The sequence below is a fragment of the Klebsiella sp. 28 genome (genome assembly GCF_018223905.1).
Taxonomy (GTDB): domain Bacteria; phylum Pseudomonadota; class Gammaproteobacteria; order Enterobacterales; family Enterobacteriaceae; genus Klebsiella; species Klebsiella pneumoniae.
In genome coordinates this window covers 1-25,946 of sequence record NZ_JAGRQY010000021.1, presented here as the reverse complement: position 1 = coordinate 25,946, position 25,946 = coordinate 1, and the positions used below count along the sequence as shown (strand labels likewise).

Sequence of the window (25,946 nt, the reverse complement as noted above, 5' to 3'; positions counted from 1 at the left end):
TCAGGAGTAAAAGAGCAATGCCAAAACGTACAGACATAAAAAGTATCCTGATTCTGGGCGCGGGCCCGATTGTTATCGGTCAGGCGTGTGAGTTTGACTACTCCGGCGCCCAGGCGTGTAAAGCGCTGCGCGAAGAGGGCTACCGCGTTATCCTGGTGAACTCTAACCCGGCGACCATCATGACCGACCCGGAAATGGCCGATGCCACCTACATCGAGCCGATTCACTGGGAAGTGGTGCGTAAAATCATCGAAAAAGAGCGCCCGGATGCGGTGCTGCCGACCATGGGCGGCCAGACGGCGCTGAACTGCGCGCTCGAGCTGGAGCGTCAGGGGGTACTGGCTGAATTCGGCGTGACCATGATTGGCGCCACCGCCGATGCGATTGATAAAGCCGAAGACCGTCGCCGTTTCGATATCGCAATGAAAAAAATCGGCCTCGACACCGCGCGCTCTGGTATCGCCCACACGATGGAAGAGGCGCTGGCGGTTGCCGCCGACGTTGGTTTCCCGTGCATCATCCGTCCGTCCTTCACCATGGGCGGCACCGGCGGCGGTATCGCCTATAACCGCGAAGAGTTCGAAGAAATTTGCGAACGCGGCCTGGATCTCTCTCCGACCAACGAACTGCTGATCGATGAATCGCTGATCGGTTGGAAAGAGTACGAGATGGAAGTGGTGCGCGATAAGAACGATAACTGCATCATCGTCTGCTCCATCGAAAACTTCGACGCCATGGGGATCCACACCGGTGACTCCATCACCGTTGCCCCGGCGCAGACCCTGACCGACAAAGAGTACCAGATCATGCGTAACGCCTCGATGGCGGTGCTGCGTGAAATCGGCGTCGAAACCGGCGGCTCTAACGTGCAGTTCGCGGTCAACCCGAAAAACGGTCGCCTGATCGTTATCGAAATGAACCCGCGCGTCTCCCGCTCCTCGGCGCTGGCCTCTAAGGCCACCGGCTTCCCGATTGCTAAAGTGGCAGCCAAGCTGGCGGTAGGTTATACCCTTGACGAGCTGATGAACGACATCACCGGCGGCCGCACCCCGGCTTCCTTTGAACCGTCCATTGACTACGTGGTCACTAAAATCCCACGCTTTAACTTCGAAAAATTCGCCGGCGCCAACGACCGTCTGACCACCCAGATGAAGTCTGTCGGCGAAGTGATGGCGATTGGTCGTACCCAGCAGGAATCCTTGCAGAAAGCGCTGCGCGGTCTGGAAGTGGGCGCTACCGGCTTCGACCCGAAAGTGAGCCTCGACGACCCGGAAGCGCTGACCAAAATCCGCCGCGAGCTGAAAGATGCCGGCGCTGAGCGTATCTGGTATATCGCTGACGCGTTCCGCGCGGGCCTCTCGGTTGACGGCGTCTTCAACCTGACCAACATCGACCGCTGGTTCCTGGTACAGATTGAAGAGCTGGTCCGTCTGGAAGAGAAAGTGGCGGAAGTGGGCATCAACGGCCTCGACGCTGACTTCCTGCGCACCCTGAAGCGTAAAGGCTTTGCCGATGCGCGTCTGGCGAAGCTGGCGGGCGTGCGGGAAGCGGAAATCCGCAAGCTGCGCGACCAGTATGACCTGCACCCGGTCTACAAGCGCGTGGACACCTGCGCTGCGGAATTTGCTACCGATACCGCCTACATGTACTCCACTTATGAAGAAGAGTGTGAGTCCAACCCGTCCGTTGACCGCGATAAAATCATGGTCCTCGGCGGCGGCCCGAACCGTATCGGTCAGGGTATCGAATTCGACTACTGCTGCGTACACGCCTCGCTGGCGCTGCGCGAGGACGGTTACGAGACCATCATGGTCAACTGTAACCCGGAAACCGTCTCTACCGACTACGACACCTCCGACCGTCTGTATTTTGAGCCGGTGACCCTGGAAGACGTGCTGGAAATCGTGCGCATCGAGAAGCCAAAAGGCGTTATCGTCCAGTACGGCGGCCAGACCCCGCTGAAGCTGGCGCGTGCCCTGGAAGCTGCCGGCGTGCCGGTTATCGGTACCAGTCCGGACGCTATCGACCGGGCGGAAGACCGTGAGCGCTTCCAGCACGCGGTTGACCGTCTGAAGCTGAAGCAGCCGGCGAACGCCACCGTCACCGCCATTGAGCAGGCGGTAGAGAAAGCGAAAGAGATTGGCTACCCGCTGGTGGTGCGTCCGTCTTATGTGCTCGGCGGCCGGGCGATGGAGATTGTCTATGACGAGCAGGATCTGCGCCGCTACTTCCAGACCGCGGTCAGCGTCTCCAACGACGCGCCGGTGCTGCTGGATCGCTTCCTCGACGATGCGATTGAAGTGGATGTCGATGCCATCTGCGATGGCGAAATGGTGCTGATTGGCGGCATCATGGAGCATATCGAGCAGGCAGGCGTCCACTCCGGCGACTCCGCCTGTTCCCTGCCAGCCTACACCCTGAGCAAAGAGATTCAGGATGTGATGCGCGAGCAGGTGCAGAAGCTGGCCTTCGAGTTGCAGGTTCGTGGCCTGATGAACGTCCAGTTCGCGGTGAAAGATAACGAAGTTTATCTGATTGAGGTCAACCCGCGTGCAGCGCGTACCGTACCGTTCGTCTCCAAAGCCACCGGCGTCCCGCTGGCGAAAGTGGCGGCGCGCGTGATGGCCGGTAAGACACTGGCGCAGCAGGGCGTGACCAAAGAGATCATCCCGCCGTACTACTCGGTGAAAGAGGTGGTCCTGCCGTTCAATAAATTCCCGGGCGTTGACCCGCTGTTAGGGCCAGAAATGCGCTCCACCGGGGAAGTGATGGGCGTCGGCCGCACCTTTGCCGAAGCGTTCGCCAAAGCGCAGCTGGGCAGCAACTCGACCATGAAGAAACAGGGTCGCGCGCTGCTCTCCGTCCGCGAAGGCGATAAAGAGCGCGTGGTTGACCTGGCGGCGAAGCTGCTGAAGTTTGGCTTCGAGCTGGATGCGACCCACGGTACGGCGATTGTGCTGGGTGAAGCGGGCATTAACCCGCGTCTGGTGAACAAGGTGCATGAAGGTCGTCCGCACATTCAGGACCGCATCAAGAATGGCGAATATACCTACATCATCAACACCACCGCAGGTCGCCAGGCGATTGAAGACTCCAAGCTGATTCGCCGCAGCGCGCTGCAGTACAAAGTGCATTACGACACCACCCTGAACGGCGGCTTTGCCACCGCGATGGCGCTGAACGCTGACGCCACCGAGAAGGTGATTTCGGTTCAGGAAATGCACGCGCAAATCACTAAATAAGCTTCCCGGCCTGGCCGGATAGCAACAATCCTGGGCTGACGACATCGTCAGCCTATTTTTTTGGGCCGCAGCCATCTTCAGAGAGTTCTGCTTTTAACCCCCTGTCGGGTCAGGCTAACTATAGTTAGCACCATAACGATACCTATTGATGAAAAGACAGGAGGATACAATGCGGAACAATATTCTGGTGGCATCCGCACTGGCAGCGACGGCAATCATGTTCGTGGCCGGCTGCTCATCGAATCAGTCGATCAAAACCACCGACGGCAAGACCATTGTTACCAGCGGCAAACCGCAGGTGGATGATGACACCGGCCTTGTCTCATACAAAAATGCCGAAACCGGCCGCGTGGAGCAGATTAACCGCGACCAGGTGAAGTCCATGGACGAGCTGGATAACTAAGGCCTGACGTTAACCCTCAGGGTGCGCGTTGCGTAAGCCATCGCGACATAAATCACAGTTATCATTGTAAGCGGTTCGCTTAACTGTCTACACTCTTGCTGATTACGACAAGAGCAAACGCAGGCCAATCAATGATTCTGATAATTTATGCGCATCCTTATCCGCAGCATTCTCATGCGAATAAGCGAATGCTTGAACAGGCAGGGACGCTTGAAGGCGTAGAGATACGCTCCCTCTATCAACTCTATCCCGACTTTAATATCGATGTCGCCGCCGAGCAGGCGGCGCTGGCCCGTGCCGATCTGGTTATCTGGCAGCATCCTATGCAGTGGTATAGCGTACCGCCGCTGCTCAAGCTGTGGATGGACAAGGTGCTGTCGCACGGCTGGGCCTATGGTCACAACGGTATTGCCCTGCGCGGTAAATCGCTGATGTGGGCGGTGACCACCGGCGGCGGTGAAAGCCACTTCGACATTGGCTCATTCCCCGGTTTTCCGGTGCTGGCGCAGCCGTTGCAGGCAACCGCGCTTTACTGCGGGATGAAATGGCTGCCGCCGTTCGCTATGCACTGCACCTTTATCTGCGATGATGAAACGCTGCAGGCGCAGGCCCGCCGCTATCGTCAACGCTTAATCGACTGGCAGGAGGCACACCAGAATGGATAGCCATACGCTGATACAGGCGTTGATTTACCTCGGCGCCGCGGCGCTGATTGTGCCCATCGCCGTCCGTCTGGGGCTTGGGTCAGTGCTGGGCTATCTCATCGCCGGCTGTATTATCGGCCCGTGGGCGCTGCGGCTGGTGACCGATGCCGAGGCGATTCTGCACTTTGCCGAGATTGGCGTGGTGCTGATGCTGTTCGTCATTGGTCTGGAGCTCGATCCGCAGCGCTTATGGAAGCTGCGCGCCTCGGTGTTTGGCGGCGGCGCACTGCAGATGGTGGCCTGCGGGGTGTTGATCGGCCTGTTCTGCATGCTGCTGGGCCTGCGCTGGCAGGTGGCCGAGCTGATTGGTATGACTCTGGCGCTTTCCTCAACCGCGATCGCTATGCAGGCGATGAATGAGCGCAATCTGACGGTGTCGCAGATGGGGCGCAGCGCCTTCGCAGTGCTGCTGTTCCAGGATATCGCCGCGATCCCGCTGGTGGCGATGATCCCGCTGCTGGCGGCCAGCGGCGGCGCCACTTCGCTGATGGCTTTTGCCCTCTCCGCGCTGAAAGTGGCCGCAGCGCTGGCGCTGGTGGTGGTCCTTGGGCGCTATCTGACCCGCCCGCTGCTGCGCTTTGTCGCCCGTTCCGGCCTGCGCGAAGTGTTCAGCGCCGTGGCCCTGTTCCTGGTCTTCGGCTTTGGCTTATTGCTGGAAGAGGTGGGGCTGTCGATGGCGATGGGGGCGTTTCTCGCCGGGGTGCTGCTGGCCAGCTCCGAATATCGTCATGCGCTGGAGAGTGATATTGAGCCGTTTAAAGGACTGCTGTTGGGGCTGTTCTTTATCGGCGTCGGCATGTCGATTGATTTCGGCACCCTGGTCACCCATCCGCTGCGCATTGTGATTTTGCTGGTCGGTTTCCTGGCGATAAAAATGCTGATGCTGTGGCTTATCGCCAGGCCGCTTGGCGTACCGCGCGCCCAGCGCCGCTGGTTTGCGGTGCTGCTGGGGCAGGGGAGTGAGTTCGCGTTTGTGGTGTTTGGCGCCGCGCGGATGGCGGATGTACTGGACGGCGAATGGGCAAAAGCGTTGACCCTGGCGGTGGCCCTGTCGATGGCGGCAACCCCCATTCTGCTGGTGCTGCTGACCCGTCTGGAGAAATCGTCCAGCGGCCAGGCGCGTGATGCTGACGAGATTGATGAAGAGCAGCCGCGGGTGATTGTTGCCGGCTTTGGCCGCTTCGGGCAGATTGCCGGGCGATTGCTGCTCTCAAGCGGGGTGAAGATGGTGATCCTCGATCATGACCCGGACCATGTCGATACCCTGCGCAAATTTGATATGAAGGTTTTCTACGGCGATGCCACCCGGGTCGATCTGCTGGAGTCGGCCGGGGCCGAAAAGGCGGAAGTGCTGATCAATGCCATTGACGATCCGCACGTCAGCCTGGAGCTGGTGGCGAGGGTAAAAGAGCATTTTCCGCATCTGCAGATCATCTCCCGCGCCCGCGATGTCGATCATTACATTCAGCTGCGCCAGGCTGGCGTCGAGGCCCCGGAGCGTGAAACCTTCGAGGCGGCGCTGAAGTCCGGCCGAATGACGCTGGAGGCGCTGGGGCTCGGCGCCTATGAAGCGCGCGAGCGGGCCGATCTGTTTCGTCGATTCAACCTGCAAATGGTCGAAGAGATGGTGGCGATGGCGGAAAACGATGCCGCGTCGCGGGTGGCGGTCTTCAAGCGGACCAGCGATATGCTGACCGGCATCATCAACGAAGATCGTCATCATCTGTCGCTGGTGCAGCGTCATGGCTGGCAGGGTACGGAAGAGGGCAGGCACACCGGGGATATCGCCGATGAGCCGGAAAATAAGCCCTCAGCCTGAGGCTGACCAGTAACATTTTGTTTTCGTTTGGATCCTCTTCTGGCGGCCCACGGTGTGAACGTGGGCTTGCCAGCAAATCAGAAAATTTTCTTATTCTTTACCCTCCGGCCAGTCGACGAAGTTGTACGCTTTCCGTATAGTGGCGACAATTTTTTGCACTCGGGAATGAATGAATGATCAGTCTGATTGCGGCGTTAGCGGTAGATCGCGTCATTGGTATGGAAAACGCCATGCCATGGAACCTGCCTGCCGATCTCGCCTGGTTCAAACGCAACACGTTAAATAAGCCGGTGGTGATGGGGCGTCTGACCTGGGAATCCATTGGGCGCCCATTGCCGGGGCGTAAAAATATCGTGATCAGCAGCAAACCCGGCAGCGACGATCGCGTGCAGTGGGTCTCCTCCGTAGAAGAAGCAATTGCCGCCTGCGGCGATGTGGAAGAGATTATGGTGATCGGCGGCGGCCGGGTGTATGAGCAGTTCCTGCCGAAAGCGCAGAAGCTCTACTTGACCCATATTGATGCGGAAGTGGAAGGCGATACCCATTTCCCGGATTACGATCCGGACGAATGGGAGTCGGTGTTCAGCGAGTTTCATGACGCCGACGCGCAGAACTCCCATAGCTACTGCTTTGAGATCCTCGAACGCCGTTAAGCGGGCAGGATAGCGATAAAAAAACCCCGGTCGCGTCTGGCGTGACCGGGGTTTTCTTTTGCATGAATTGCGCGACGATGGCGCACTCAGTATCTCGTCATGTTTCCCATCGCGGGCTTCGTCTTCCTGGAGCGCTGCCCAAGGCTACAAATGGCAAGGAAATGTAGGTCGGGTAAGGCGTAAGCCGCCACCCGACACAAAAGTGGCTCCGCGCCCGCAGTTCTTGCCCGGCGGCGCTGCGCTTGCGCGGGCCTACGGGACTGCGTCGTGTTTCCCATCGCTGACTTTGTCTTCCGGGAGCGCTGCCCGGGCTACAAATGGCAAGGAAATGTAGGTCGGGTAAGGCGTTAGCCGCCACCCGACAAAACGACGCAGCAGGTAGCCCGGATAAGGCGCAACGCGCCGCTATCCGGGAAGAGTCAGGACGCGACGGCTTCGCCTTCGTCGAGGCTTTTCTGCCGGTTTGACGGCTGGGTGAAGTACTGCTTATCTTCCCAGCGCAGGCAGGTGAGTTCCCCGCCCCAGCAGCAGCCGGTATCCAGGGCGTAAATCCCCTCCGGCGTGCCGCGTCCCTCCAGCGAAGCCCAGTGGCCAAAGGCAATGCTGTAGGCATTGCTGACCGGGCCGGGAATGGCAAACCACGGCTTCAGCGGCGCCGGGGCGTCCTCGGGCGCTTCCTTCGAATACATATCCAGCTGGCCGTTCGGGAAACAGTAGCGCATGCGGGTAAAGGCGTTAGAGATAAAGCGCAGGCGCGCCAGGCCGCTCAGCTCGTTGCTCCAGTGGTTCGGCATGTCGCCGTACATGGCATCGAGGAAGAAAGGATAGGAGTCGCTGGAGAGCACTGCTTCAACATCACGCGCGCACTGCTGGGCGGTCTCCAGATCCCACTGCGGCGTAATGCCGGCATGGGCCATCACCAGCTTTTTCTCTTCATCCACCTGCAGCAGCGGCTGGCGACGCAGCCAGTTGAGCAGCTCATCGGCATCCGGCGCTTCCAGCAGTGGTTTCAGACGATCCTTTGGCTTGTTGCGGCTGATACCGGCAAAGACCGCCAGCAGGTGTAAGTCATGGTTGCCCAGCACCAGTCGAACGCTGTCGCCCAGAGATTTGACATAGCGCAGGACCTCCAGCGATCCCGGGCCTCGGGCCACCAGATCGCCGGTCAGCCACAGCGTATCTCTCCGCGGATCGAATTCAACCTGCGCTAATAATGCGATCAGTTCATCGTAGCAACCGTGAACGTCGCCAATAAGGTATGTTGACATTGTTTTAATGAATGAGCGTTGGAACTGCGAGACGGAAAACAGGGATCTCAATACGGAACGGCGCGCCGTCGATATCGATCATCTCATAATGACCCTGCATGGTTCCCAGCGGCGTTTCAATCACTGCGCCGCTGGTATATTGATATTCACCGCCGGCGGGAATATGCGGTTGCTCGCCGACCACCCCTTCACCCTGAACTTCAGTCTCACGACCGTGGCCATTAGTGATGAGCCAGTAGCGGCCAAGCAGCTGAACCTGACTCCGCCCCAGGTTGCGAATGGTGACGGTGTAAGCGAAGACGTAGCGCTCTTCTTCCGGGGAAGACTGCGATTCGATATAGACGCTCTGTACCTGGACACACACCCGGGGCGAATGAATCATGGTTAGCTCTCCTTCGTTGGCAGATTGTCAGACAGCCAGTTGGCCATCAGGCAGTACTGCGCCACGGAAATATTTTCGGCGCGCATGGCCGGGTCGATGCCCAGCTCGGTCAGCACTTCCACGCTGAACAGATTGCCGAGACTGTTGCGGATAGTCTTGCGGCGCTGGTTGAACGCTTCGGTGGTGATGCGGCTCAGCACCCGGATCTCTTTGACCGGATACGGCATGGTGCTGTGCGGCACCAGGCGTACCACCGCGGAGTCGACCTTAGGCGGCGGGGTAAACGCGCTCGGCGGCACTTCGAGTACCGGGATCACCTGGCAATAATATTGTGCCATCACGCTTAACCGACCATACGCCTTACTGTTCGGTCCGGCAACCAGACGATTCACTACTTCCTTCTGCAGCATAAAGTGCATATCGGCAATGGCATCAGTATAGCTGAACAGATGGAACATCAGCGGGGTCGAGATATTGTACGGCAGGTTGCCGAAGACGCGCAGCGGCTGGCCCATTTTCTCCGCCAGTTCGCCAAAGTTCATGGTCATCGCATCCTGCTGATAGATGGTCAGCTTTGGACCGAGGAACGGATGCGTCTGCAGGCGAGCCGCCAGATCGCGGTCCAGTTCGATGACGGTCAGCTGGTCAAGGCGTTCGCCGACCGGCTCGGTCAGGGCCGCCAGGCCGGGGCCGATTTCAACCATCGCCTGGCCTTTCTGCGGGTTAATCGCCGAGACGATGCTGTCGATCACAAACTGATCGTTGAGGAAGTTCTGCCCGAAGCGTTTACGGGCTAAATGGCCCTGATGGACTCGATTATTCATTGGGTATTAACAATCATTTTGATGGCGAGATTAAGCGCCGTGATAAAACTGCCGACGTCCGCTTTTCCCTGGCCCGCTAATTCCAGTGCGGTGCCGTGGTCGACGGAGGTACGAATAAAAGGTAAACCGAGCGTAATGTTCACGCCGCGGCCAAAGCCCTGGTATTTTAGCACGGGCAGGCCCTGATCGTGGTACATCGCGAGTACCGCATCGGCATGATCAAGATATTTCGGCTGAAAGAGGGTGTCTGCCGGCAGCGGACCGCTGAGGTTCATCCCCTTTGCGCGCATCTCTTCCAGCACCGGAATGATGGTGTCTATCTCTTCTGTTCCCATATGGCCGCCTTCGCCAGCGTGCGGGTTAAGCCCGCAAACCAGCACATGCGGCTGGGCAATGCCAAATTTCGTGCGCAGGTCGTGATCGAGAATGGTGATGATCTCGCGCAGTAGCTCGGGGGTAATCGCTTCGCTGATGGCTTTCAACGGCAGATGAGTGGTGACCAGCGCCACCCGCAGCTCCTCGGTCGCCAACATCATCACCACTTTGCTGGCCTTCGCGCGCTCTTCAAAGAACTCGGTATGACCGGTAAAGGCGATACCGGCGTCGTTGATGTTGCCTTTATGCACCGGGCCGGTCACTAACGCCGCAAACTCGCCGCTAAGGCAGCCGTCGCAGGCGCGCGCCAGCGTCTCCACTACGTAGGCGCCGTTTTGCACATTCAGCACGCCGGGCTCCGCCGGGACGTTTAGCGCCACGTTCAGCAGCGTCAGGGTACCGGCGCGCTGAGGAACAGGAGGTTGCGCGGGATCGTAAGGGAGGAGAGATAAAGGAAGACCGAGCCGCTTGGCTCGGTCAGTTAACAGGGCGCCATCGGCGCAAATCACCAGCTCAACTGGCCAGTCGCGCTGGGCAAGCTGCACGACCAGGTCAGGGCCAATCCCGGCGGGTTCGCCGGGAGTGATAACAACTTTACGGGTTTCAGGCATCGATATTAGTTGCTCAGAATTTTAACATACGCACTGGCGCGCTGTTCCTGCATCCAGGTTGCCGCTTCTTCAGAGAATTTGCGGTTCATCAGCATGCGGTAAGCACGATCTTTCTGCGCGGCGTCGGTTCTGTCGACCTGACGGCTATCCAGCAGTTCGATCAGATGCCAGCCAAAGGAAGAGTGCACCGGTCCGCTGGTCTGCCCTTTGTTCAGACGCATCAGCGCATCGCGGAACGCCGGGTCAAAGATGTCCGGCGTGGCCCAGCCTAAATCACCGCCCTGGTTTGCCGAGCCCGGATCTTCCGAATAGGTTTTCGCCGCTTGAGCAAACGTGATTTTCCCGCTCTTAATCTCGGCTGCGATCTGTTCCAGCTTAGCCTGAGCCTGGGCGTCGTTCATGATCGGCGACGGTTTCAGCAGAATATGACGGGCGTGAACCTCGGTAACGGAGATATTCTGGGTACCACCGCGCAGGTCGTTGACTTTCAGAATGTGGAAACCAACGCCGGAACGAATCGGACCGACGATATCCCCTTTCTTCGCGGTGCTTAACGCCTGAGCGAAAATGCCCGGCAGCTCCTGGATACGGCCCCAGCCCATCTGGCCACCCTTCAGCGCCTGTTGGTCAGCGGAGTAGGTGATCGCCAGTTTGCCGAAGTTGGCGCCGTTGCGCGCCTGCTCAACGATGGAGTTTGCTTGCTCCTGGGCCGCGGCGACTTCATCAGAGGTCGGGTTCTCCGGCAGCGGGATCAGGATGTGGCTCAGGTTGAGCTCGGTGCTGGCGTCGTTCTGGTCGCCGATCTGTTTCGCCAGCGCTTCCACTTCCTGCGGCAGCACGGTGATGCGACGACGCACTTCATTGTTACGCACTTCCGAAATCAGCATCTCTTTACGGATCTGGTTACGGTAGGTGTTGTAGTTGATGCCTTCATAGGCCAGACGGCTGCGCATCTGATCCAAGGTCATATTATTTTGTTTGGCGATGTTGGCGATAGCCTGATCGAGCTGGTCGTCAGAGATCTTCACGCCCATCTTCTGCCCCATCTGTAACACGATCTGGTCCATGATCAGTCTTTCGAGGATTTGATGGCGCAGGGTGGCGTCATCCGGCAGCTGTTGGCCAGCCTGACCAGCATTGAGCTTAACCGATTGCATCAAACCATCGACGTCGCTTTCCAGCACGACGCCATTATTGACGACGGCCGCTACTTTATCGACCACCTGGGGGGCAGCGAAACTGGTATTCGCGATCATGGCGATACCGAGAAGCAGCGTTTTCCAGTTCTTCATACTTTTTCCATTTCGATTAACCGCAAATGCGGATGATGTTGTAGACCAGCCGCATCACAGGGAGCTCTGGTACGGTAAAATGTTCGAGCGCAGCATCTGCTGGGTGCCGAGGCCGTAGTTAGAGCTCAGACCGCGCAATTCGATATTGATTCCGAAGGTGTTATCGTATTTGCTCTCGCCGCCGTTGTCGTTGCTGTTCCAGCCGTTGACTTTACGTTCGTAGCCAAGACGGATGGCGTAGCAGCAGGAGTTATACTGCACACCCAACATCTGGTTTGCTGCTTTCCGGGTATTAGTATCGTAGTAGTAGGCCCCGACCACGGACCAGCGATCGACAATCGGCCAACTGGCGGTCATCCCCACCTGCGAAATACCCTGTTTATATTGTGCCGCGGTGGAATATGACGGCAGCGTGGCCTGAATATATTCCGGGCTGGCGTAACGATAGTTAAGCTGAACTAAGCGGTTCTCATCGCGACGGTATTCAATGGTGCCGTTACCAGTGGCAACGTTATCCAGACGCGTATCGTACTGGATCCCTCCGCGCAGACCCCATTCATCGGCAATGCGCCAGTAGGTATCGCCGGCCCAGACCAGTGAACCCGTGGTATCGTTGTTCTCCCAGTTGATGTTGTCATCACCGGTGCGTGACTCGGTGAAATAGTAGATTTGACCAACGGAAATATTAAAACGTTCCACCGCGGCGGCATCATACACGCGCGAGGTGAGCCCGGTGGTGACCTGATTAGCCGACGCGATGCGGTCCAGACCGCTATAGGTACGGTCGCGGAACAGACCGGTGTAATCCGACTGCAACAGCGTGGAGTCGTAGTTGCCGATTTCACTCTGATCGCGGTACGGCACGTACAGATACTGCACGCGCGGTTCCAGCGTTTGGGTGAATCCCTCCTGCAGGTCGCGTTCAAAGACCATTTTGCCGTCGACTTTAAACTGCGGCATTACGCGGCTGACGGACTCTTTATAGTCAGTGCCGTTGGCGGCATTGTACTTATCGAGGTTGCTTTGCTGGTAGTGAGTCGCCAGCAGCTTGGCTTCGGTATTCAGACTGCCCCAACCGTTGGACAGCGGCAGGTTGATCGTCGGTTCGAAGTGAACGCGGGTCGCTTCCGGCATGTTGTTATTCGAGTTAACAAAATGGGCAACCTGTCCATAGAGATGGGTATCGAACGGACCGACATCATTCTGGTAGTAGTTGACGTCGAGCTGCGGCTCAGCCGAATAGGAGTTGCTCGATTCGCGGTCAAAGACCTGGAACTGTTTGGTCGATACCGTGGCGTCAAAGTTCTGGTTGACGTAACCGGCGCTGAATTTCTGCGTCGCATAGCCGTCGGTACTGGAACCATATTTCGAGCTGAAGTCGTTGAAGTAGTCAGGATCGCTGACCTTGGTGTAGTCAGCGTTCAGACGCCATACCTGATCGATAACCCCTGAGTGGTTCCAGTAGAACAGCCAGCGGCGGCTGTTGCTGTCGCTCGAGTGGTCGTCTTCGTAGACTTTATCCGACGGCAGGTAGTCGAATTCAGTTAAGCCGCTGCCGAGCTGGGTCAGATAGCGGAACTCGTTTTCCCACATCACGCCGCCGCGTTTGTTCATATAGTGCGGAGTAATGGTGGCATCGAAGTTTGGCGCGATGTTCCAGTAGTACGGCAGGGAGAATTCCACGCCGTTTTTGGTGCTGTATTTCGCGTTCGGGATCAGGAAGCCTGAACGACGCTTATCGCCCACCGGCAGCTGCAGGTAGGGGCTATAGAAAATCGGCACAGAGCCAAGCTTGAAGCGGGCGTTCCAGATCTCGGCAACCTGCTCTTCGCGATCGTGGATAACTTCGCTGCCGACGACGCTCCAGGTGTCGGAGCCCGGCAGACAGGAGGTAAAGCTGCCGTTTTCGAGAATGGTATAGCGGTTTTCACCGCGCTGTTTCATCAGGTCGGCGGTGCCGCGTCCCTGGCGTCCGACCATTTGATAATCGCCCTGCCAGACGTTGGTATCTTTGGTATTCAGATTCGACCAGGCTTTTGGCCCTTTGAGGATCACCTGGTTATCGTCGTAATGCACGTTGCCCAGCGCGTCCACCGTGCGCACCGGCTGCGCCTGGCCCGCGGCCTGCTGCTGATGCAGCTGAACTTCGTCGGCGCGGAGGCGACTATTCCCCTGGTTAATATCGACGTTGCCGGTAAAGACGGCGTTGTCCGGGTAGTTGCCCTTCGCATGATCGGCGTTAATCGTCACCGGCAGATCGCCAGGACGACCTTCCACGAGCGGACGATCATAGCTTGGCACGCCAAGCATACATTGCGTTGCGAGATCGGCAGCGAGGCCTTGTTGGCTATACAAGGCGCTGGCAATCATCGTAGCCAGGAGGCTGGGAATACGTTTTTTCATACGTTGTATTTATTGTTCCATCATCTTGTGACAGCGGCTTGCAAACGGTCAGAGCCTAACTTACTCAACATTATCACGCTAGTGTTAATCCTGCCCGTTTCGAGCCCGAGCGTTAGGCACCCTGTTGAATGACGAGTATGATAAAGCAAATTATAGGCTATGTCCCACAATTGACCGAGGCGCGAGTGCCGGGTAACGTGCGGTCATATTCGAGCTTAACGGCGATAAACAGTTGGGGAGTCTATGCAGTATTTGGGTAAAGTGATTGGCGTGGCAGTGGCTTTGCTGATGGGGGGTGGGTTCTGGGGCGTGGTGCTTGGCTTTCTGGTCGGCCATATGTTTGACCGGGCGCGCAGCCGCCGGTTAAATCTCTTCGCCAATCAGCAGGAGCGTCAGTCGCTCTTCTTTTCCACCACCTTCGAAGTGATGGGGCACCTGACCAAATCCAAGGGCCGCGTTACCGAAGCGGATATTCATGTCGCCAATGTGCTAATGGATCGCATGAACCTGCATGGCGCCTCGCGCACCGCGGCGCAGCAGGCGTTTCGCGACGGTAAGGCCGACAACTATCCCCTGCGCGAGAAAATGCGTCAGCTGCGCAGCGTCTGCTTTGGCCGTTTCGATCTGATTCGGATGTTTCTGGAAATTCAGCTGCAGGCGGCGTTCGCTGATGGCGAACTGCATCCTAACGAACGTGAAGTGCTGTTCGTCATTGCCGACGAGCTCGGCATCTCCCGCGCCCAGTTCGATCAATTCCTGCGGATGATGCAGGGCGGCGCCCAGTTTGGCGGCGGTTCGCAGCAGCGCTCTTATGGCCAGCATGGCGGCAACGCCGGCTGGCAGCAGGCGCAGCGTGGGCCGACCCTCGAAGATGCCTGCAATGTGCTGGGAGTAAAACCGACCGACGACGCGGCGACGGTGAAGCGCGCCTATCGCAAGCTGATGAACGAACATCATCCGGACAAGCTGGTAGCGAAAGGTCTGCCGCCGGAGATGATGGAGATGGCCAAACAGAAGGCCCAGGAGATCCAGAAGGCCTGGGAGCTGATCAAAGAGCAGCGCGGCTTCTGACGTTTCCAGCCCCTCCCGTCCGGCGAGGGGTTTTAACTTTTGACCTTAGCGCGGCGATACAGCCGCCGCGGATGGCCAATTTTTCCGTACAGCATCTCCACTTCCAGAAAACCGATCTCAACGCCGTGCTCCAGATAGCGACGGGCGGTGGTTTTGCTAAGCCCGGCGGCGCTGACCACTTCATCAACGGAAAAACAGTGCGCTTCCCGGTCGCTAAACAGTCCCTGCACCAGCGCCAGCGTTTTCTCTTCAATCCCCTTGCTGCCGCTATCCACGCGATAGTTCTTCGCCTGCAGTTGATAGAGGGAATCGACGTTTTGCTGATCGACGATTTTCCACTCCCGTTGCTGATCGTAGAACTGGATAAAGCGCTCCAGCGACTGGCTCAGCCGCTTCCATGATACCGGCTTAAGGATATAGTCGAAGGCGCCGTTGCGGATGGCCTGGCTGCAGGTTTCCATATCGCTGGCGGCGGTGATAAAGATCACCGAGCATTGGCTGGTCGCCAGCGCCGGGTCGGTCATCAGCGTGACGCCTTTGCCGTCCGGTAAATAGTTATCCAGCAGCACCAGCTGCGGCGGCGTGGCGTGAAGCAGCTGCCGCGCCTGGGCGAGGGAGGCCGCCATGCCTGCCAGCCGCAGTCGCGGGTGTTTTTGCACAAGCTCGGCGTGCAGGCGCGCCAGTTCGCTCTCATCTTCAATGATTAGCACATCGACCAGGTCATGATGCATCGTGGGCCTCCGGTTGCGGACAGGCGTGCGCGTCGGCCGGGATAAATAGGGTGAAGATCGTTCCCCGCGGCGCGTTATCGGCGACTTCGATGGTGCCGCCCGCCTGAGTGACATAATGTTCAATAAGATACAGACCAATGCCGTGATCGCCACGGGTTTTGGTGGTGACGCCGCGTTCAAAAATGCGCTCGCGGATATCGGGGCGGATGCCGACGCCGCGGTCGGCCACTTCGATAATCAACTCCCGGGCGTTGAGCTGGATCAGGACTTCCACCGGCTCATGCGGCAGCTCGGCACGCTGCGTGGCTTCGATGGCGTTATCCAGCAGGTTGCCGATGATGGAGATCAGCTCGGATTCCATCAGCGACGGCAGGGGGCGGTCGATACGGCAGGCCGGGTCGAAGCTCAGCGCCACGCCTTTTTCGCGGGCGCGGGTGGCTTTGCCGAGCAGCAGACCGCATAGCGTCGGCGAGTGGAAGTGCGAGGAGATAAAATCCAGTAGCTCCTGAGCATGTTCCGACTGGGCCTGAATATAGCGGATCGCTTCGTCATAATGGCCCATATGCAGCAGGCCGGAGAGGGTAGTCATCCGGTTGAGCTGCTCGTGGCGCATGATGCGCAGATTGTCGACATAGCGCTTCACCTGGCTCAGCTGGGCGGTGAGGGCATTGATTTCATTGCGGTCACGGAATGTGATCACCCAGCCCTGCAGGGTATTCTCCAGCATAATGCGCACCCGACTGGCGAGCACGGTCAACTGGTTGAAGCGGCACAGCTCATCGTGGGTATCGCGTTCGAGCATGTCGCCGCTGGCGAAAAAGGGCTGCGGCGAAATGACGCTGTCGATCGACTGACCGCGCAGCTGGCGGGCGGGCTGGCTGAGCCCCAGCAGGCTGCGGGCGGCATGGTTTATCACCTCAATACGCCGCTGGTGATCGATGACGATCACCCCCTCAAAGATCGACTCCATCATCGCCTTTTGCTGGCGAACCAGCAGGCCAATTTCCCGCGGCTCGAGCGAAAAAATTTGCTTCTTGATGCTGCGGGTAAAGTACCAGGAGAAGATAAACAGGGCGATGAGCAGCAGGACGGCGGCGATAAAAATATTGATCACTTTAGTCAGAGTAATGCTGTCGAGATAGCTGGTGAGGTAGCCGACGGAGACAATACCGATCACACGCCCTGCGTCATCAACGATGGGCGTTTTGCTGCGCAGCGAGACCCCGAGGCCGCCTTTGCGAATGGTGGTGATGGATTTTCCTTCCAGTACCGCCTGGTTGTCGCCGCCGACCAGTCGGGTGCCGACCCACTCCGGATGGACGGAATGAAACAGATGAACTCCCTGACGGTCGCCGATGACGATAAAGCTGGCGTCGCTATGGGCGGCGATTTGCTGCATAAACGCCTGAATCGCCTGTGGATCGTGCCGGCTGACCTGTTGACGTAAATTCGGCATCAGGGCTATCTCTTCGGCCTGTATTTTGGCCCGGGCGCTCATCTCCTGATAAAGCTGGCGGCTGGCGTCAAAATAATAATAAATGCCCAGCGCGATAAAAAGGACCGAGAAAAAAGCGACCAGAGAAATAAACAGCTTATATTGAAAAGATAATTTCATAGGCCCCGGACGACGTATTAACCATACCGGCACTCTAACATTTTTCTGTCACGTGACGTAAATGTTAAGGGAAAGTTGTGATCAGCGGCGCAGGCGCGGGCTGCCGCCAGCGGTCGCGGCGGAAATAGGCGGCCGGCGGGAAATAAAAACCATAAAAACCACAGTCATAAATCAGAGATATATCACTCCCGGGCAGTTCAGCGAATAGAAACCATAAAAACCATAGTGACCATTAAAACTTCTTTTTTAATCTGGGAAGCTTCACATTAACGACGCCGCTGTCCCTTTACGCTGAAAATGAATAATAACGACAGGGCTGAATTTATGAGCACCACAGACAATGCATTCTCTGCAACCCTTGAACCGATCGATACGCCGAAAACCACGCTCAAGCAGCGCTGGTGGCATATCATGGATAACTGGAAGGTGGGGATCGTCCCGCTGCCGCTGTTTCTGCTGGCCGGAGGACTGATTGCCCTCGACTGCCTTGGCGGCAAACTGCCGAGCGATATCGTGGTGATGGTGGCCACCCTGGCTTTCTTTGGCTTCGCCTGCGGCGAGTTTGGTAAACGCCTCCCGGTGCTGGGGAAACTCGGTGCGGCGGCGATCTGCGCCACCTTTATTCCTTCCGCGCTGGTCCACTATGGTCTGCTGCCTGACGTGGTTATTGAATCCACGACCAAATTCTATAAATCCACTAACATCCTCTATCTCTATATCTGCTGCATCATTGTCGGCAGCATCATGAGTATGAACCGCACCACGCTGATTCAGGGCTTTCTGAAGATCTTCTTCCCGATGCTGTGCGGCGAAGTGGTCGGCATGCTGGTGGGCATCGGCGTCGGCACGCTGCTGGGCATGGAGCCGTTCCAGGTGTTCTTCTTTATCGTGCTGCCGATTATGGCCGGCGGCGTGGGAGAGGGGGCGATCCCGCTGTCAATGGGTTATGCCGCGCTGATGCATATGGAGCAGGGCGTGGCCCTGGGCCGGGTATTGCCGATGGTGATGCTTGGCAGCCTGACGGCGATCGTCATCTCCGGCTGCCTCAACCAGCTCGGCAAGCGCTTCCCGCATCTGACCGGCGAAGGGCAACTGATGCCGAACCGCAGCCATGAAACCCGCAGCCTCAGCGAGAGCGAAGGCGTGAGCGGTAAGACCGACGTTGGGACCCTCGCCTCCGGCGCGCTGCTGGCGGTACTGCTGTATATGATGGGGATGCTCGGCCACAAACTGATTGGTCTGCCGGCGCCGGTAGGCATGCTGTTCCTCGCGGTGCTGTTAAAGCTGGCTAACGTGGTGTCTCCGCGTCTGCAGGAGGGGTCGCAGATGGTGTATAAATTCTTCCGCACCGCGGTCACCTACCCGATCCTCTTTGCCGTTGGCGTGGCGATCACCCCGTGGCAGGAACTGGTAAACGCCTTCACTTTAACCAACCTGCTGGTGATCGTCAGTACCGTCTCCGCGCTGGTGGCGACCGGTTTCCTGGTTGGTAAAAAGATAGGGATGCACCCGATCGATGTGGCGATTGTTTCCTGTTGCCAGAGCGGGCAGGGCGGCACCGGCGATGTGGCGATCCTGACCGCCGGCAACCGCATGAGCCTGATGCCGTTCGCGCAGATCGCTACCCGCATCGGCGGGGCGATAAATGTCTCGCTGGGGTTGCTGTTCCTCAGCCACTATCTGGCGTGATATAACGCTACGCTCAGCGATAAATCTGCTATTTTCCGCTACAGAACGCCGAAAATATCTGCGTTCTGTATCCTAAATGCTCCGCATTTAGCGTTACAATCAGCGCGCGATCGGCTATCGCAACCATCATCATGACAGTCCAGGCGCTGTCGTATTTATCATATGTAGGAGAGGAATTAATGTCAGTGGATACTCCCGCCCAGGCGGGCGTCAGCATCGACGCATTGCTGGCGGCGAAAGAGCAGCGTGCAGCCCGCCAGGCCGACTGGTTGGCCCATTATCAGCAGCCTGTTATTTCCCTGACCCTGGTGACCCCGGGGGCGGTGAAGGACAGCATTCGCTATCGCAATATGATGGGCGTTGCCCTCCAGGCCTGCGATCAGCTGCTGTGGAAGCACCGCTGGCAAACGCTGGATCGTCAGGTGCTATGGCTGCCGACCGGGCCAGAAGCGCTGTGGTGCGTAGCGCATCCGGCCAGCGAAATCAAAGCGATGTGCAGTACGCTGGAGCAGAGCCATCCGCTGGGACGCCTGTGGGATATCGATGTAATCTGTCCGCAGAACGGGCTGGTGGGACGCCAGTCGCTGGGCGAATCGCAGCGCCGCTGCCTGCTGTGCGATGAGCCGGCGCACGCCTGTGCGCGCAGCCGTCGTCACGACACCGATCTCGTCGTCGCCCGCGTTGAGCAGATGATTGACGCGTGGTTCGCCCGCGATTAATCGGGATTGTTTTCTGTATCCTCACTAATCCGAGTTGCACGCAGCCAACCCGCATGCAACTCGAAGTATGAGCGTTAAAAGTCGATCGGCGCGCGAAAGGTCATCGCGTTGCCGTAGGCAGGATGGGTGATGGTGAGCGTCTCGGCGTGCAGCAGCAGGCGCGGGGCCATCGCCAGCGCCTGCGGCGTGGCATAGAAGCGGTCGCCAAGGATCGGATGCCCCAGCGCCAGCATATGCACGCGCAGCTGGTGCGACCGCCCGGTAATCGGCTTCAGGCGCACGCGGGCGGTGTTATCCTCTGCGTACTCCAGCACCTCATATTCGGTTTGCGCCGCTTTGCCGGTTTCATAGCACACCTTCTGCTTTGGCCGGTTCGGCCAGTCGCAAATCAGCGGTAAATCCACGAGGCCTTCCGCCGGCTGCGGATGGCCCCAGACGCGGGCGACGTACTGCTTCTTCGGCTCGCGCTCGCGGAACTGACGCTTCAGTTCACGCTCGGCGGCTTTATTCAGCGCCACCACAATCACGCCGCTGGTGGCCATATCCAGGCGATGCACCGATTCGGCCTGCGGGAAGTCGCGCTGAATGCGCGTCATCACGCTGTCTTTATGCTCCTCAAGACGACCGGGGACGGACAACAAGCCGCTCGGCTTGTTGACCACCATGATGTGCTCATCCTGATACAGGATCACCAGCCAGGGATCCTGCGGCGGATTGTAGTTTTCCATCGCCATGTTCGCGTTCCGTTACTGGTGAGTGACGACGATCAGACGCAGCGCGTCCAGACGCCATCCGGCCTGCGCCAGCGCATCCATCACCTGCTGACGGTTGCTTTCGATCGCCGCCAGTTCGTCGTCACGGATGTTCGGGTTCACCGCCTTCAGCGCTTCCAGACGCGACAGCTCCGCCGTCAGCTTTTCATCGGCTTCGTTACGCGCCGCGTCGATCAGCCCCTGCGCCGCTTTGGCGATCTGCGCTTCACCCTGCTGCAGAATCGCATGAACGTCCTGCTGCACCGCATTGACCAGCTTGCTACCGGTATGGCGGTTGACCGCGCTCAGCTGGCGGTTGAAGCTTTCGAACTCCACCTGCGCGGCGAGGTTGTTGCCGTTTTTATCCAGCAGCATGCGAACCGGGGTCGCCGGCAGGAAGCGGTTGAGCTGCAGCTGCTTCGGCGCCTGCGCTTCGACGACATAGATCAGCTCCAGCAGCAGGGTGCCGACCGGCAGCGCCTTGTTCTTCAGCAGGGAAATGGTGCTGCTGCCGGTATCGCCGGAAAGGATCAGGTCCAGACCGTTGCGTATCAGCGGGTGTTCCCAGGTAATAAATTGCGCATCTTCACGCGACAGCGCCACGTCACGTTCGAAGGTGATGGTGCAACCGTCTTCCGGCAGGCCCGGGAAATCCGGCACCAGCATATGGTCGGAAGGGGTGAGGACGATCAGGTTTTCACCGCGGTCGTCCTGGTTGATGCCGACGATATCGAACAGGTTCATCGAGAAAGCGATCAGGCTGGTGTCGTCATCCTGCTCTTCGATGCTCTCCGCCAGGGCCTGGGCTTTCTCGCCGCCGTTGGAGTGGATCTCCAGCAGACGGTCGCGGCCCTGCTCCAGCTGCGCCTTCAGGGCATCATGCTGTTGGCGGCAGGATTTGATCAGATCGTCAAAGCCGTCGATGGATTCCGGCGCCGCAAGATAGTTGATCAGTTCATCGTGCACGCTGTCGTAGACGGTGCGACCGGTCGGGCAGGTATGTTCGAAGGCGTCGAGCCCTTCGTGATACCAGCGCACCAGCACCGACTGCGCGGTTTTTTCCAGGTACGGAACGTGGATCTGGATATCGTGCGCCTGGCCGATACGGTCGAGACGACCGATACGCTGCTCCAGCAGATCCGGGTTAAACGGCAGGTCGAACATCACCAGGTTGCTGGCGAACTGGAAGTTGCGTCCTTCGGAGCCGATCTCGGAGCACAGCAGCACCTGGGCGCCGGTGTCTTCTTCAGCAAACCACGCCGCGGCGCGGTCGCGTTCGATAATCGACATCCCTTCATGGAACACCGCGGCGCGGATGCCTTCGCGCTCGCGCAGCACCTGCTCCAGCTGCAGGGCGGTGGCGGCCTTAGCGCAGATTACCAGCACCTTCTGCGAGCGATGGCTGGTCAGGTAGCCCATCAGCCACTCGACGCGCGGGTCGAAGTTCCACCAGGTACCGGTATCACCTTCAAATTCCTGATAGATCTGCTCCGGATAGAGCATGTCGCGCGCGCGCTCTTCCGCGGTTTTGCGCGCGCCCATAATGCCGGACACTTTGATGGCCGTCTGGTACTGGGTCGGCAGCGGCAGACGAATGGTGTGCAGCTCGCGTTTCGGGAAACCTTTGACGCCGTTACGGGTATTACGGAACAGCACGCGGCTGGTGCCGTGGCGGTCCATCAGCATCGAGATCAGCTCCTGGCGCGCGGCCTGGGCATCTTCGCGATCGCTGTTGGCGGCCTGCAGCAGCGGCTCGATATCCTGCTCGCCGATCAGATCGCCCAGGGTATTGAGTTCGCTATCGCTCAGCTTGTTGCCCGCCAGCAGCAGCGCGACGGCGTCGGCCACCGGACGGTAGTTCTGCTGTTCTTCGACAAACTGTTCAAAATCGTGGAAGCGGTTCGGATCCAACAGACGCAGGCGCGCAAAATGGCTCTCCATTCCCAGCTGTTCCGGCGTCGCGGTGAGCAGCAGGATACCCGGCACGCGCTCAGCCAGCTGTTCAATAGCCTGATATTCACGGCTCGGCGCCTCTTCGCTCCACACCAGGTGGTGCGCTTCGTCGACCACCATCAGGTCCCACTCGGCGTCGCACAGGTGCTCCAGGCGCTGCTTGCTGCGACGCACGAAGTCTAAAGAGCAGATCACCAGCTGTTCGGTTTCGAACGGATTGTAGGCATCGTGCTGCGCTTCGGCGTAGCGCTCGTCGTCGAACAGCGAGAAACGCAGGTTGAAACGGCGCAGCATCTCCACCAGCCACTGGTGCTGGAGGGTTTCCGGGACCACGATCAGCACGCGCTCGGCGGCGCCGGAGAGCAGCTGCTGGTGCAGGATCATCCCGGCTTCAATGGTTTTACCTAAGCCCACTTCATCGGCCAGCAGGACGCGCGGCGCGTGACGACGGCCCACATCGTGGGCAATATGCAGCTGGTGCGGGATCAGGCTGGTGCGCTGGCCGCGCAGGCCGCTCCACGGCATGCGGTACTGTTCGCTCTGGAACTTGCGCGCGCGGTAGCGCAGGGCAAAGCGATCCATGCGGTCGATTTGGCCGGCGAACAGGCGGTCCTGCGGTTTGCTGAATACCAGTTTGCTGTCGAGCAGCACTTCACGCAGGGTGACGTTCGTTTCCTGGGTGTCCAGGCGGGTGCCAGTGTAGGACAGCAGCCCGTTCTCTTCATTCACTTTGTCAACGTGGAGCTGCCAGCCTTCATGGCTGGTGATGGTGTCGCCCGGGTTAAACATTACGCGGGTGATCGGGGAATCGTTGCGAGAGTACAGACGGTTTTCGCCGATGGCGGGGAAAAGGAGAGTGACCATGCGCGCATCCAGCGCTACCACCGTCCCTAATCCTAGTTCGCTCTCTGTGTCGCTAATCCAGCGTTGACCAAGTGTAAAAGGCATATATGTTCGGCTCTTTAGTTCTTTAATTGCAGGCAATAGTTGATCATCTCCATGAACAATCGGAGATGCGTCAAAATTGGGGCCAGGAATGGAAAGGGCGCTATATTACTGGATGGCAGAACGTTCGTCACGTTCTCCTCACGCTTCATTTTTAGGCTTTCGTGCCCGTGGAATGGGTGACAAAAAATCAAAATAGCCCCAACTGTCCTGTCACTATTGTAGCAAAGTCATCGTTGACGAAGGGCAGGATCCCTTCCGCCACCGGCTGCAACTGCTTTGTTAAATAGTGATCGTAATCGAGCGGCGACTGCTGGTAATCCACCGGCTCCGGGCCGCTGGTGGTCCAGACGTATTTGATGGTGCCGCGCTGCTGATACTGCTGCGCCCGCCCAAGCTTCAGGTTGTGTTCATCGGCAAGCCGGGCGGCGCGCACGTGCGGCGGTACGTTGCGCTGATACTCCGCCAGCGGCCGGCGCAGGCGTTTGCGATAAACCAGCTGTTCGTCGAGCTCGCCGTTCATCAGCCTGGCGATAGTCTCCCGCACATAATCCTGATACGGCTGGTTGCGGAAGATGCGCAGGTATAACTCCTGTTGAAACTGCTGGGCCAGCGGCGTCCAGTCGGTACGCACCGTTTCCAGCCCCTTAAACACCATGCGCTGGGCATCGCCCTCCTGAATCATCCCGGCATAGCGCTTCTTGCTGCCGGTATCGGCGCCGCGGATCGTCGGCATTAAAAAGCGGCAGAAGTGGGTTTCATACTCCAGCTCCAGGGCGCTGGTAAGCTGGCTTTTGCTAAGCTCCTGCGCCCACCAGGCGTTGACATCGCTGACCAGCTCGCGGCCGATCTCCGCCGCCTGGGCTTCGCTGTGCGGGCGCTTAAGCCAGACGAAGGTGGAGTCGGTATCGCCGTAGATAACGTCATAGCCTTTGGCTTCAATTAACGCTTTAGTCTGGCGCATGATCGCATGGCCGCGCATGGTGATCGACGAGGCGAGACGCGGGTCGAAGAAGCGGCAGGCGCTGGTCCCCAGCACGCCGTAAAAGGCGTTCATAATGATCTTCAGCGCCTGGGAGAGCGGCTTATTGTGCTGGCGTTTGGCTTCATCCCGGCCGTGCCAGATCTGGCTGACAATCCCCGGCAGGCAGTGCTTATCTCGCGAGAAGCGGGCGCCGAGGAAGCCCTCGATACTGTGCTGGTCATCGGGTTGCGCCAGCCCTTCAACCAGGCCGACCGGATCGATTAAAAAGGTACGAATAATCGACGGATACAGGCTTTTATAGTCCAGCACCAGCACCGAGTCATACAGGCCGGGGCGGGAGTCCATCACGTAGCCGCCGGGGCTCGCCTGCGGCGGTACGTCGCCGAGATTCGGCGCCACGTAGCCCAGGCGGTGCATGCGCGGGAAATAGAGATGGCTGAAGGCGGCGACCGAGCCGCCGTGGCGGTCGGCGGGCAGACCGTTGACCGTCGCCCGTTCGAGCAAAAACGGCATGATCTCCGTTTTGTGGAAGATCCGCGTCACCAGCTCGCAATCCTGCAGGTTATAGATGGCCAGCGCCGGTTTGTCTTCATGAAACCGGCGATCGATCTCATCCATCCGATCCCATGGGTTGTCGATGGCTTTGCCTTCTCCCAGCAGCTCGCGGGCCACCGCCTCCAGCGAAAAGGAGGAGAAATTCCAGAACGCCGATTTTAGCGCGTCGATGCCGTCGATAATCAGCCGCCCGTTGGCCTGGGCGAAAAAGACGCCGTTCTTAAAGCCGTGCTCACGCCACTCCAGCTCGCTGTTGCCGCGGCCGAGCCGCAGCGGGATACGATAGCGTTCGGCGTGCTTTTGCAGAACGCGCAGATCGAACTGCACCACGTTCCAGCCGATCAGCACGTCGGGGTCGTGTTCGGCAAACCAGGCGTTGAGCTTTTCCAGCAGCAGGGGACGGCTGGCGATGAAGACCAGCTCGAAGTCGACGTCTGGCGGCGTTTCCGGTTCGGGGCCCAGCATGTAGACCACCCTCTGGCCGCAGCCTTCCAGACCGATGCAGTACAGCTCGCCGTGGCGGCTGGTTTCGATATCCAGCGACACCCATTTCAGCGGCGGACGATAGTCAGGGTTCGGCTTCATGCGCGCGTTGACCAGCTGCGAGCCGCGCGTTTCGCCTTCCACCCACACCGGGGCGGTGATAAAGCGCTCCATCAGATAGCGCTCCGGCGGGCGGATATCGCCTTCGTAAACGGTGACGCCGCTGTCGCGGAGCATCTTCTCCAGACGCATCAACTGGCGATGGGCGCGGCAGTAGAGGCCAACAATCGGCTGACGGTGGAAATCTTTCAGGGCCAGCGGGGCGAAGCGGAGCCCTTTCTCCCCCTGCAGCAGCCGTTCAGCCTGCGCCCGCTGCGCTTCGGGAATAAAGGCGACGGACTCCTGCGGCGGGAGGGTTACCTGCAGCGGACCGTCGTCGGTGGCCAGCCAGAAGGAGAGCTCGGTGCCCTGC

The 25,946-nt window shown here is 58.7% G+C and carries 19 protein-coding genes; 8 read left to right on the top strand and 11 right to left on the bottom strand.

Translation table 11 applies throughout. From position 1 onward, the window contains the following. The first annotated feature begins 17 nt into the window (after window positions 1-17). The 5 genes from carB (at window position 18) to folA (ending at window position 6,821) form a co-directional block, all read left to right on the top strand. The gene (carB, locus tag KHQ28_RS03785; protein ID WP_002888056.1) at window positions 18-3,242 is read left to right on the top strand and encodes a carbamoyl-phosphate synthase large subunit; all 3,225 of its coding nucleotides are present in this window, start codon (window positions 18-20) and stop codon (window positions 3,240-3,242) included. Window positions 3,243-3,411: 169 nt separating this feature from the next. Then, window positions 3,412-3,645, top strand: a complete 234-nt coding sequence (locus KHQ28_RS03780; RefSeq protein ID WP_002888059.1) for a YgdI/YgdR family lipoprotein — start codon at window positions 3,412-3,414, stop codon at window positions 3,643-3,645. A gap of 131 nt (window positions 3,646-3,776) precedes the next feature. Beyond that, window positions 3,777-4,310, top strand: a complete 534-nt coding sequence (gene kefF / locus KHQ28_RS03775) for a glutathione-regulated potassium-efflux system oxidoreductase KefF (protein ID WP_002888068.1) — start codon at window positions 3,777-3,779, stop codon at window positions 4,308-4,310. Continuing rightward, window positions 4,303-6,168 carry a glutathione-regulated potassium-efflux system protein KefC gene (gene kefC, locus KHQ28_RS03770; protein WP_004145992.1) on the top strand — a complete coding sequence of 622 codons (1,866 nt, stop codon included), beginning with the start codon at window positions 4,303-4,305 and terminating at the stop codon, window positions 6,166-6,168. Before kefF ends, kefC begins: the two co-directional genes overlap by 8 nt. A 173-nt stretch (window positions 6,169-6,341) precedes the next feature. After that, the gene (gene folA / locus KHQ28_RS03765; protein WP_002888320.1) at window positions 6,342-6,821 is read left to right on the top strand and encodes a type 3 dihydrofolate reductase; all 480 of its coding nucleotides are present in this window, start codon (window positions 6,342-6,344) and stop codon (window positions 6,819-6,821) included. A gap of 419 nt (window positions 6,822-7,240) precedes the next feature. Here the strand turns inward: folA and apaH are convergent, their stop codons facing one another. The 6 genes from apaH to lptD are packed head-to-tail and all read right to left on the bottom strand — an operon-like array spanning window position 7,241 to window position 13,976. Further along, window positions 7,241-8,089 carry a bis(5'-nucleosyl)-tetraphosphatase (symmetrical) ApaH gene (gene apaH, locus KHQ28_RS03760; protein ID WP_002888321.1) on the bottom strand — a complete coding sequence of 283 codons (849 nt, stop codon included), beginning with the start codon at window positions 8,087-8,089 and terminating at the stop codon, window positions 7,241-7,243. A gap of 4 nt (window positions 8,090-8,093) precedes the next feature. Next, window positions 8,094-8,471, bottom strand: a complete 378-nt coding sequence (apaG, locus tag KHQ28_RS03755; RefSeq protein ID WP_002888323.1) for a Co2+/Mg2+ efflux protein ApaG — start codon at window positions 8,469-8,471, stop codon at window positions 8,094-8,096. A 2-nt stretch (window positions 8,472-8,473) separates the two neighbouring features. Further along, a complete protein-coding gene (rsmA, locus tag KHQ28_RS03750; protein WP_002888324.1) occupies window positions 8,474-9,295 on the bottom strand; it encodes a 16S rRNA (adenine(1518)-N(6)/adenine(1519)-N(6))-dimethyltransferase RsmA in 822 nt (273 codons plus the stop codon). Further along, on the bottom strand, window positions 9,292-10,281 hold the full coding sequence (pdxA, locus tag KHQ28_RS03745) for a 4-hydroxythreonine-4-phosphate dehydrogenase PdxA (protein WP_004177430.1): 990 nt from the start codon (window positions 10,279-10,281) through the stop codon (window positions 9,292-9,294). Before pdxA ends, rsmA begins: the two co-directional genes overlap by 4 nt. A gap of 5 nt (window positions 10,282-10,286) precedes the next feature. After that, window positions 10,287-11,573: a peptidylprolyl isomerase SurA gene (gene surA / locus KHQ28_RS03740; RefSeq protein ID WP_002888329.1), complete on the bottom strand. Its 1,287-nt coding sequence runs from the start codon at window positions 11,571-11,573 to the stop codon at window positions 10,287-10,289. Between the two features lie 54 nt (window positions 11,574-11,627). Continuing rightward, window positions 11,628-13,976 (bottom strand): LPS assembly protein LptD, encoded by a 2,349-nt coding sequence (lptD, locus tag KHQ28_RS03735; protein ID WP_004147026.1) that lies wholly within the window; start codon window positions 13,974-13,976, stop codon window positions 11,628-11,630. A 243-nt stretch (window positions 13,977-14,219) separates the two neighbouring features. Here lptD and djlA point away from each other — a divergent pair, with 243 nt between their 5' ends. Then, window positions 14,220-15,047, top strand: a complete 828-nt coding sequence (gene djlA, locus KHQ28_RS03730) for a co-chaperone DjlA (RefSeq protein WP_002888332.1) — start codon at window positions 14,220-14,222, stop codon at window positions 15,045-15,047. Window positions 15,048-15,079: 32 nt separating this feature from the next. Here djlA and KHQ28_RS03725 read toward each other — a convergent pair whose 3' ends face one another. Together KHQ28_RS03725 and KHQ28_RS03720 are read right to left on the bottom strand one after the other, a co-directional pair. Continuing rightward, a complete protein-coding gene (locus KHQ28_RS03725) occupies window positions 15,080-15,778 on the bottom strand; it encodes a response regulator (RefSeq protein WP_032419415.1) in 699 nt (232 codons plus the stop codon). Further along, window positions 15,768-17,393 (bottom strand): sensor histidine kinase, encoded by a 1,626-nt coding sequence (locus KHQ28_RS03720; RefSeq protein WP_032419414.1) that lies wholly within the window; start codon window positions 17,391-17,393, stop codon window positions 15,768-15,770. Before KHQ28_RS03720 ends, KHQ28_RS03725 begins: the two co-directional genes overlap by 11 nt. A 324-nt stretch (window positions 17,394-17,717) precedes the next feature. On the opposite strand from KHQ28_RS03720, the gene KHQ28_RS03715 reads away from it, so the two are divergent. Both KHQ28_RS03715 and citX read left to right on the top strand, forming a co-directional pair. After that, window positions 17,718-19,082, top strand: a complete 1,365-nt coding sequence (locus KHQ28_RS03715; RefSeq protein ID WP_002888345.1) for a 2-hydroxycarboxylate transporter family protein — start codon at window positions 17,718-17,720, stop codon at window positions 19,080-19,082. 179 nt (window positions 19,083-19,261) lie between these two features. Continuing rightward, entirely contained in the window at window positions 19,262-19,801 is a 540-nt protein-coding gene (gene citX / locus KHQ28_RS03710) for a citrate lyase holo-[acyl-carrier protein] synthase (protein WP_002888347.1), read from the top strand. A gap of 74 nt (window positions 19,802-19,875) precedes the next feature. Here the strand turns inward: citX and rluA are convergent, their stop codons facing one another. The 3 genes from rluA to polB form a co-directional block, all read right to left on the bottom strand. Then, window positions 19,876-20,535 (bottom strand): bifunctional tRNA pseudouridine(32) synthase/23S rRNA pseudouridine(746) synthase RluA, encoded by a 660-nt coding sequence (gene rluA / locus KHQ28_RS03705; RefSeq protein ID WP_032419413.1) that lies wholly within the window; start codon window positions 20,533-20,535, stop codon window positions 19,876-19,878. Window positions 20,536-20,547: 12 nt separating this feature from the next. After that, window positions 20,548-23,454, bottom strand: a complete 2,907-nt coding sequence (rapA, locus tag KHQ28_RS03700; RefSeq protein WP_023287243.1) for an RNA polymerase-associated protein RapA — start codon at window positions 23,452-23,454, stop codon at window positions 20,548-20,550. Window positions 23,455-23,641: 187 nt separating this feature from the next. Further along, window positions 23,642-25,946, bottom strand: a 2,305-nt coding sequence (gene polB, locus KHQ28_RS03695) for a DNA polymerase II (protein WP_211777565.1), incomplete at its 5' end; no start/stop codon positions are given.

What these genes read in the sequence shown, in the direction of transcription:
- KHQ28_RS03715 (WP_002888345.1), top strand. Translation starts at nt 17,718, where the DNA reads ATGAGCACCACAGACAATGCATTCTCTGCAACCCTTGAACCGATCGAT.
- KHQ28_RS03780 (WP_002888059.1), top strand. Translation starts at nt 3,412, where the DNA reads ATGCGGAACAATATTCTGGTGGCATCCGCACTGGCAGCGACGGCAATC.
- carB (WP_002888056.1), top strand. Translation starts at nt 18, where the DNA reads ATGCCAAAACGTACAGACATAAAAAGTATCCTGATTCTGGGCGCGGGC.
- kefC (WP_004145992.1), top strand. Translation starts at nt 4,303, where the DNA reads ATGGATAGCCATACGCTGATACAGGCGTTGATTTACCTCGGCGCCGCG.
- apaG (WP_002888323.1), bottom strand. Translation starts at nt 8,471, where the DNA reads ATGATTCATTCGCCCCGGGTGTGTGTCCAGGTACAGAGCGTCTATATC.
- rsmA (WP_002888324.1), bottom strand. Translation starts at nt 9,295, where the DNA reads ATGAATAATCGAGTCCATCAGGGCCATTTAGCCCGTAAACGCTTCGGG.
- pdxA (WP_004177430.1), bottom strand. Translation starts at nt 10,281, where the DNA reads ATGCCTGAAACCCGTAAAGTTGTTATCACTCCCGGCGAACCCGCCGGG.
- KHQ28_RS03725 (WP_032419415.1), bottom strand. Translation starts at nt 15,778, where the DNA reads ATGCATCATGACCTGGTCGATGTGCTAATCATTGAAGATGAGAGCGAA.
- rluA (WP_032419413.1), bottom strand. Translation starts at nt 20,535, where the DNA reads ATGGCGATGGAAAACTACAATCCGCCGCAGGATCCCTGGCTGGTGATC.
- citX (WP_002888347.1), top strand. Translation starts at nt 19,262, where the DNA reads ATGTCAGTGGATACTCCCGCCCAGGCGGGCGTCAGCATCGACGCATTG.
- apaH (WP_002888321.1), bottom strand. Translation starts at nt 8,089, where the DNA reads ATGTCAACATACCTTATTGGCGACGTTCACGGTTGCTACGATGAACTG.
- surA (WP_002888329.1), bottom strand. Translation starts at nt 11,573, where the DNA reads ATGAAGAACTGGAAAACGCTGCTTCTCGGTATCGCCATGATCGCGAAT.
- lptD (WP_004147026.1), bottom strand. Translation starts at nt 13,976, where the DNA reads ATGAAAAAACGTATTCCCAGCCTCCTGGCTACGATGATTGCCAGCGCC.
- kefF (WP_002888068.1), top strand. Translation starts at nt 3,777, where the DNA reads ATGATTCTGATAATTTATGCGCATCCTTATCCGCAGCATTCTCATGCG.
- KHQ28_RS03720 (WP_032419414.1), bottom strand. Translation starts at nt 17,393, where the DNA reads ATGAAATTATCTTTTCAATATAAGCTGTTTATTTCTCTGGTCGCTTTT.
- folA (WP_002888320.1), top strand. Translation starts at nt 6,342, where the DNA reads ATGATCAGTCTGATTGCGGCGTTAGCGGTAGATCGCGTCATTGGTATG.
- rapA (WP_023287243.1), bottom strand. Translation starts at nt 23,454, where the DNA reads ATGCCTTTTACACTTGGTCAACGCTGGATTAGCGACACAGAGAGCGAA.
- djlA (WP_002888332.1), top strand. Translation starts at nt 14,220, where the DNA reads ATGCAGTATTTGGGTAAAGTGATTGGCGTGGCAGTGGCTTTGCTGATG.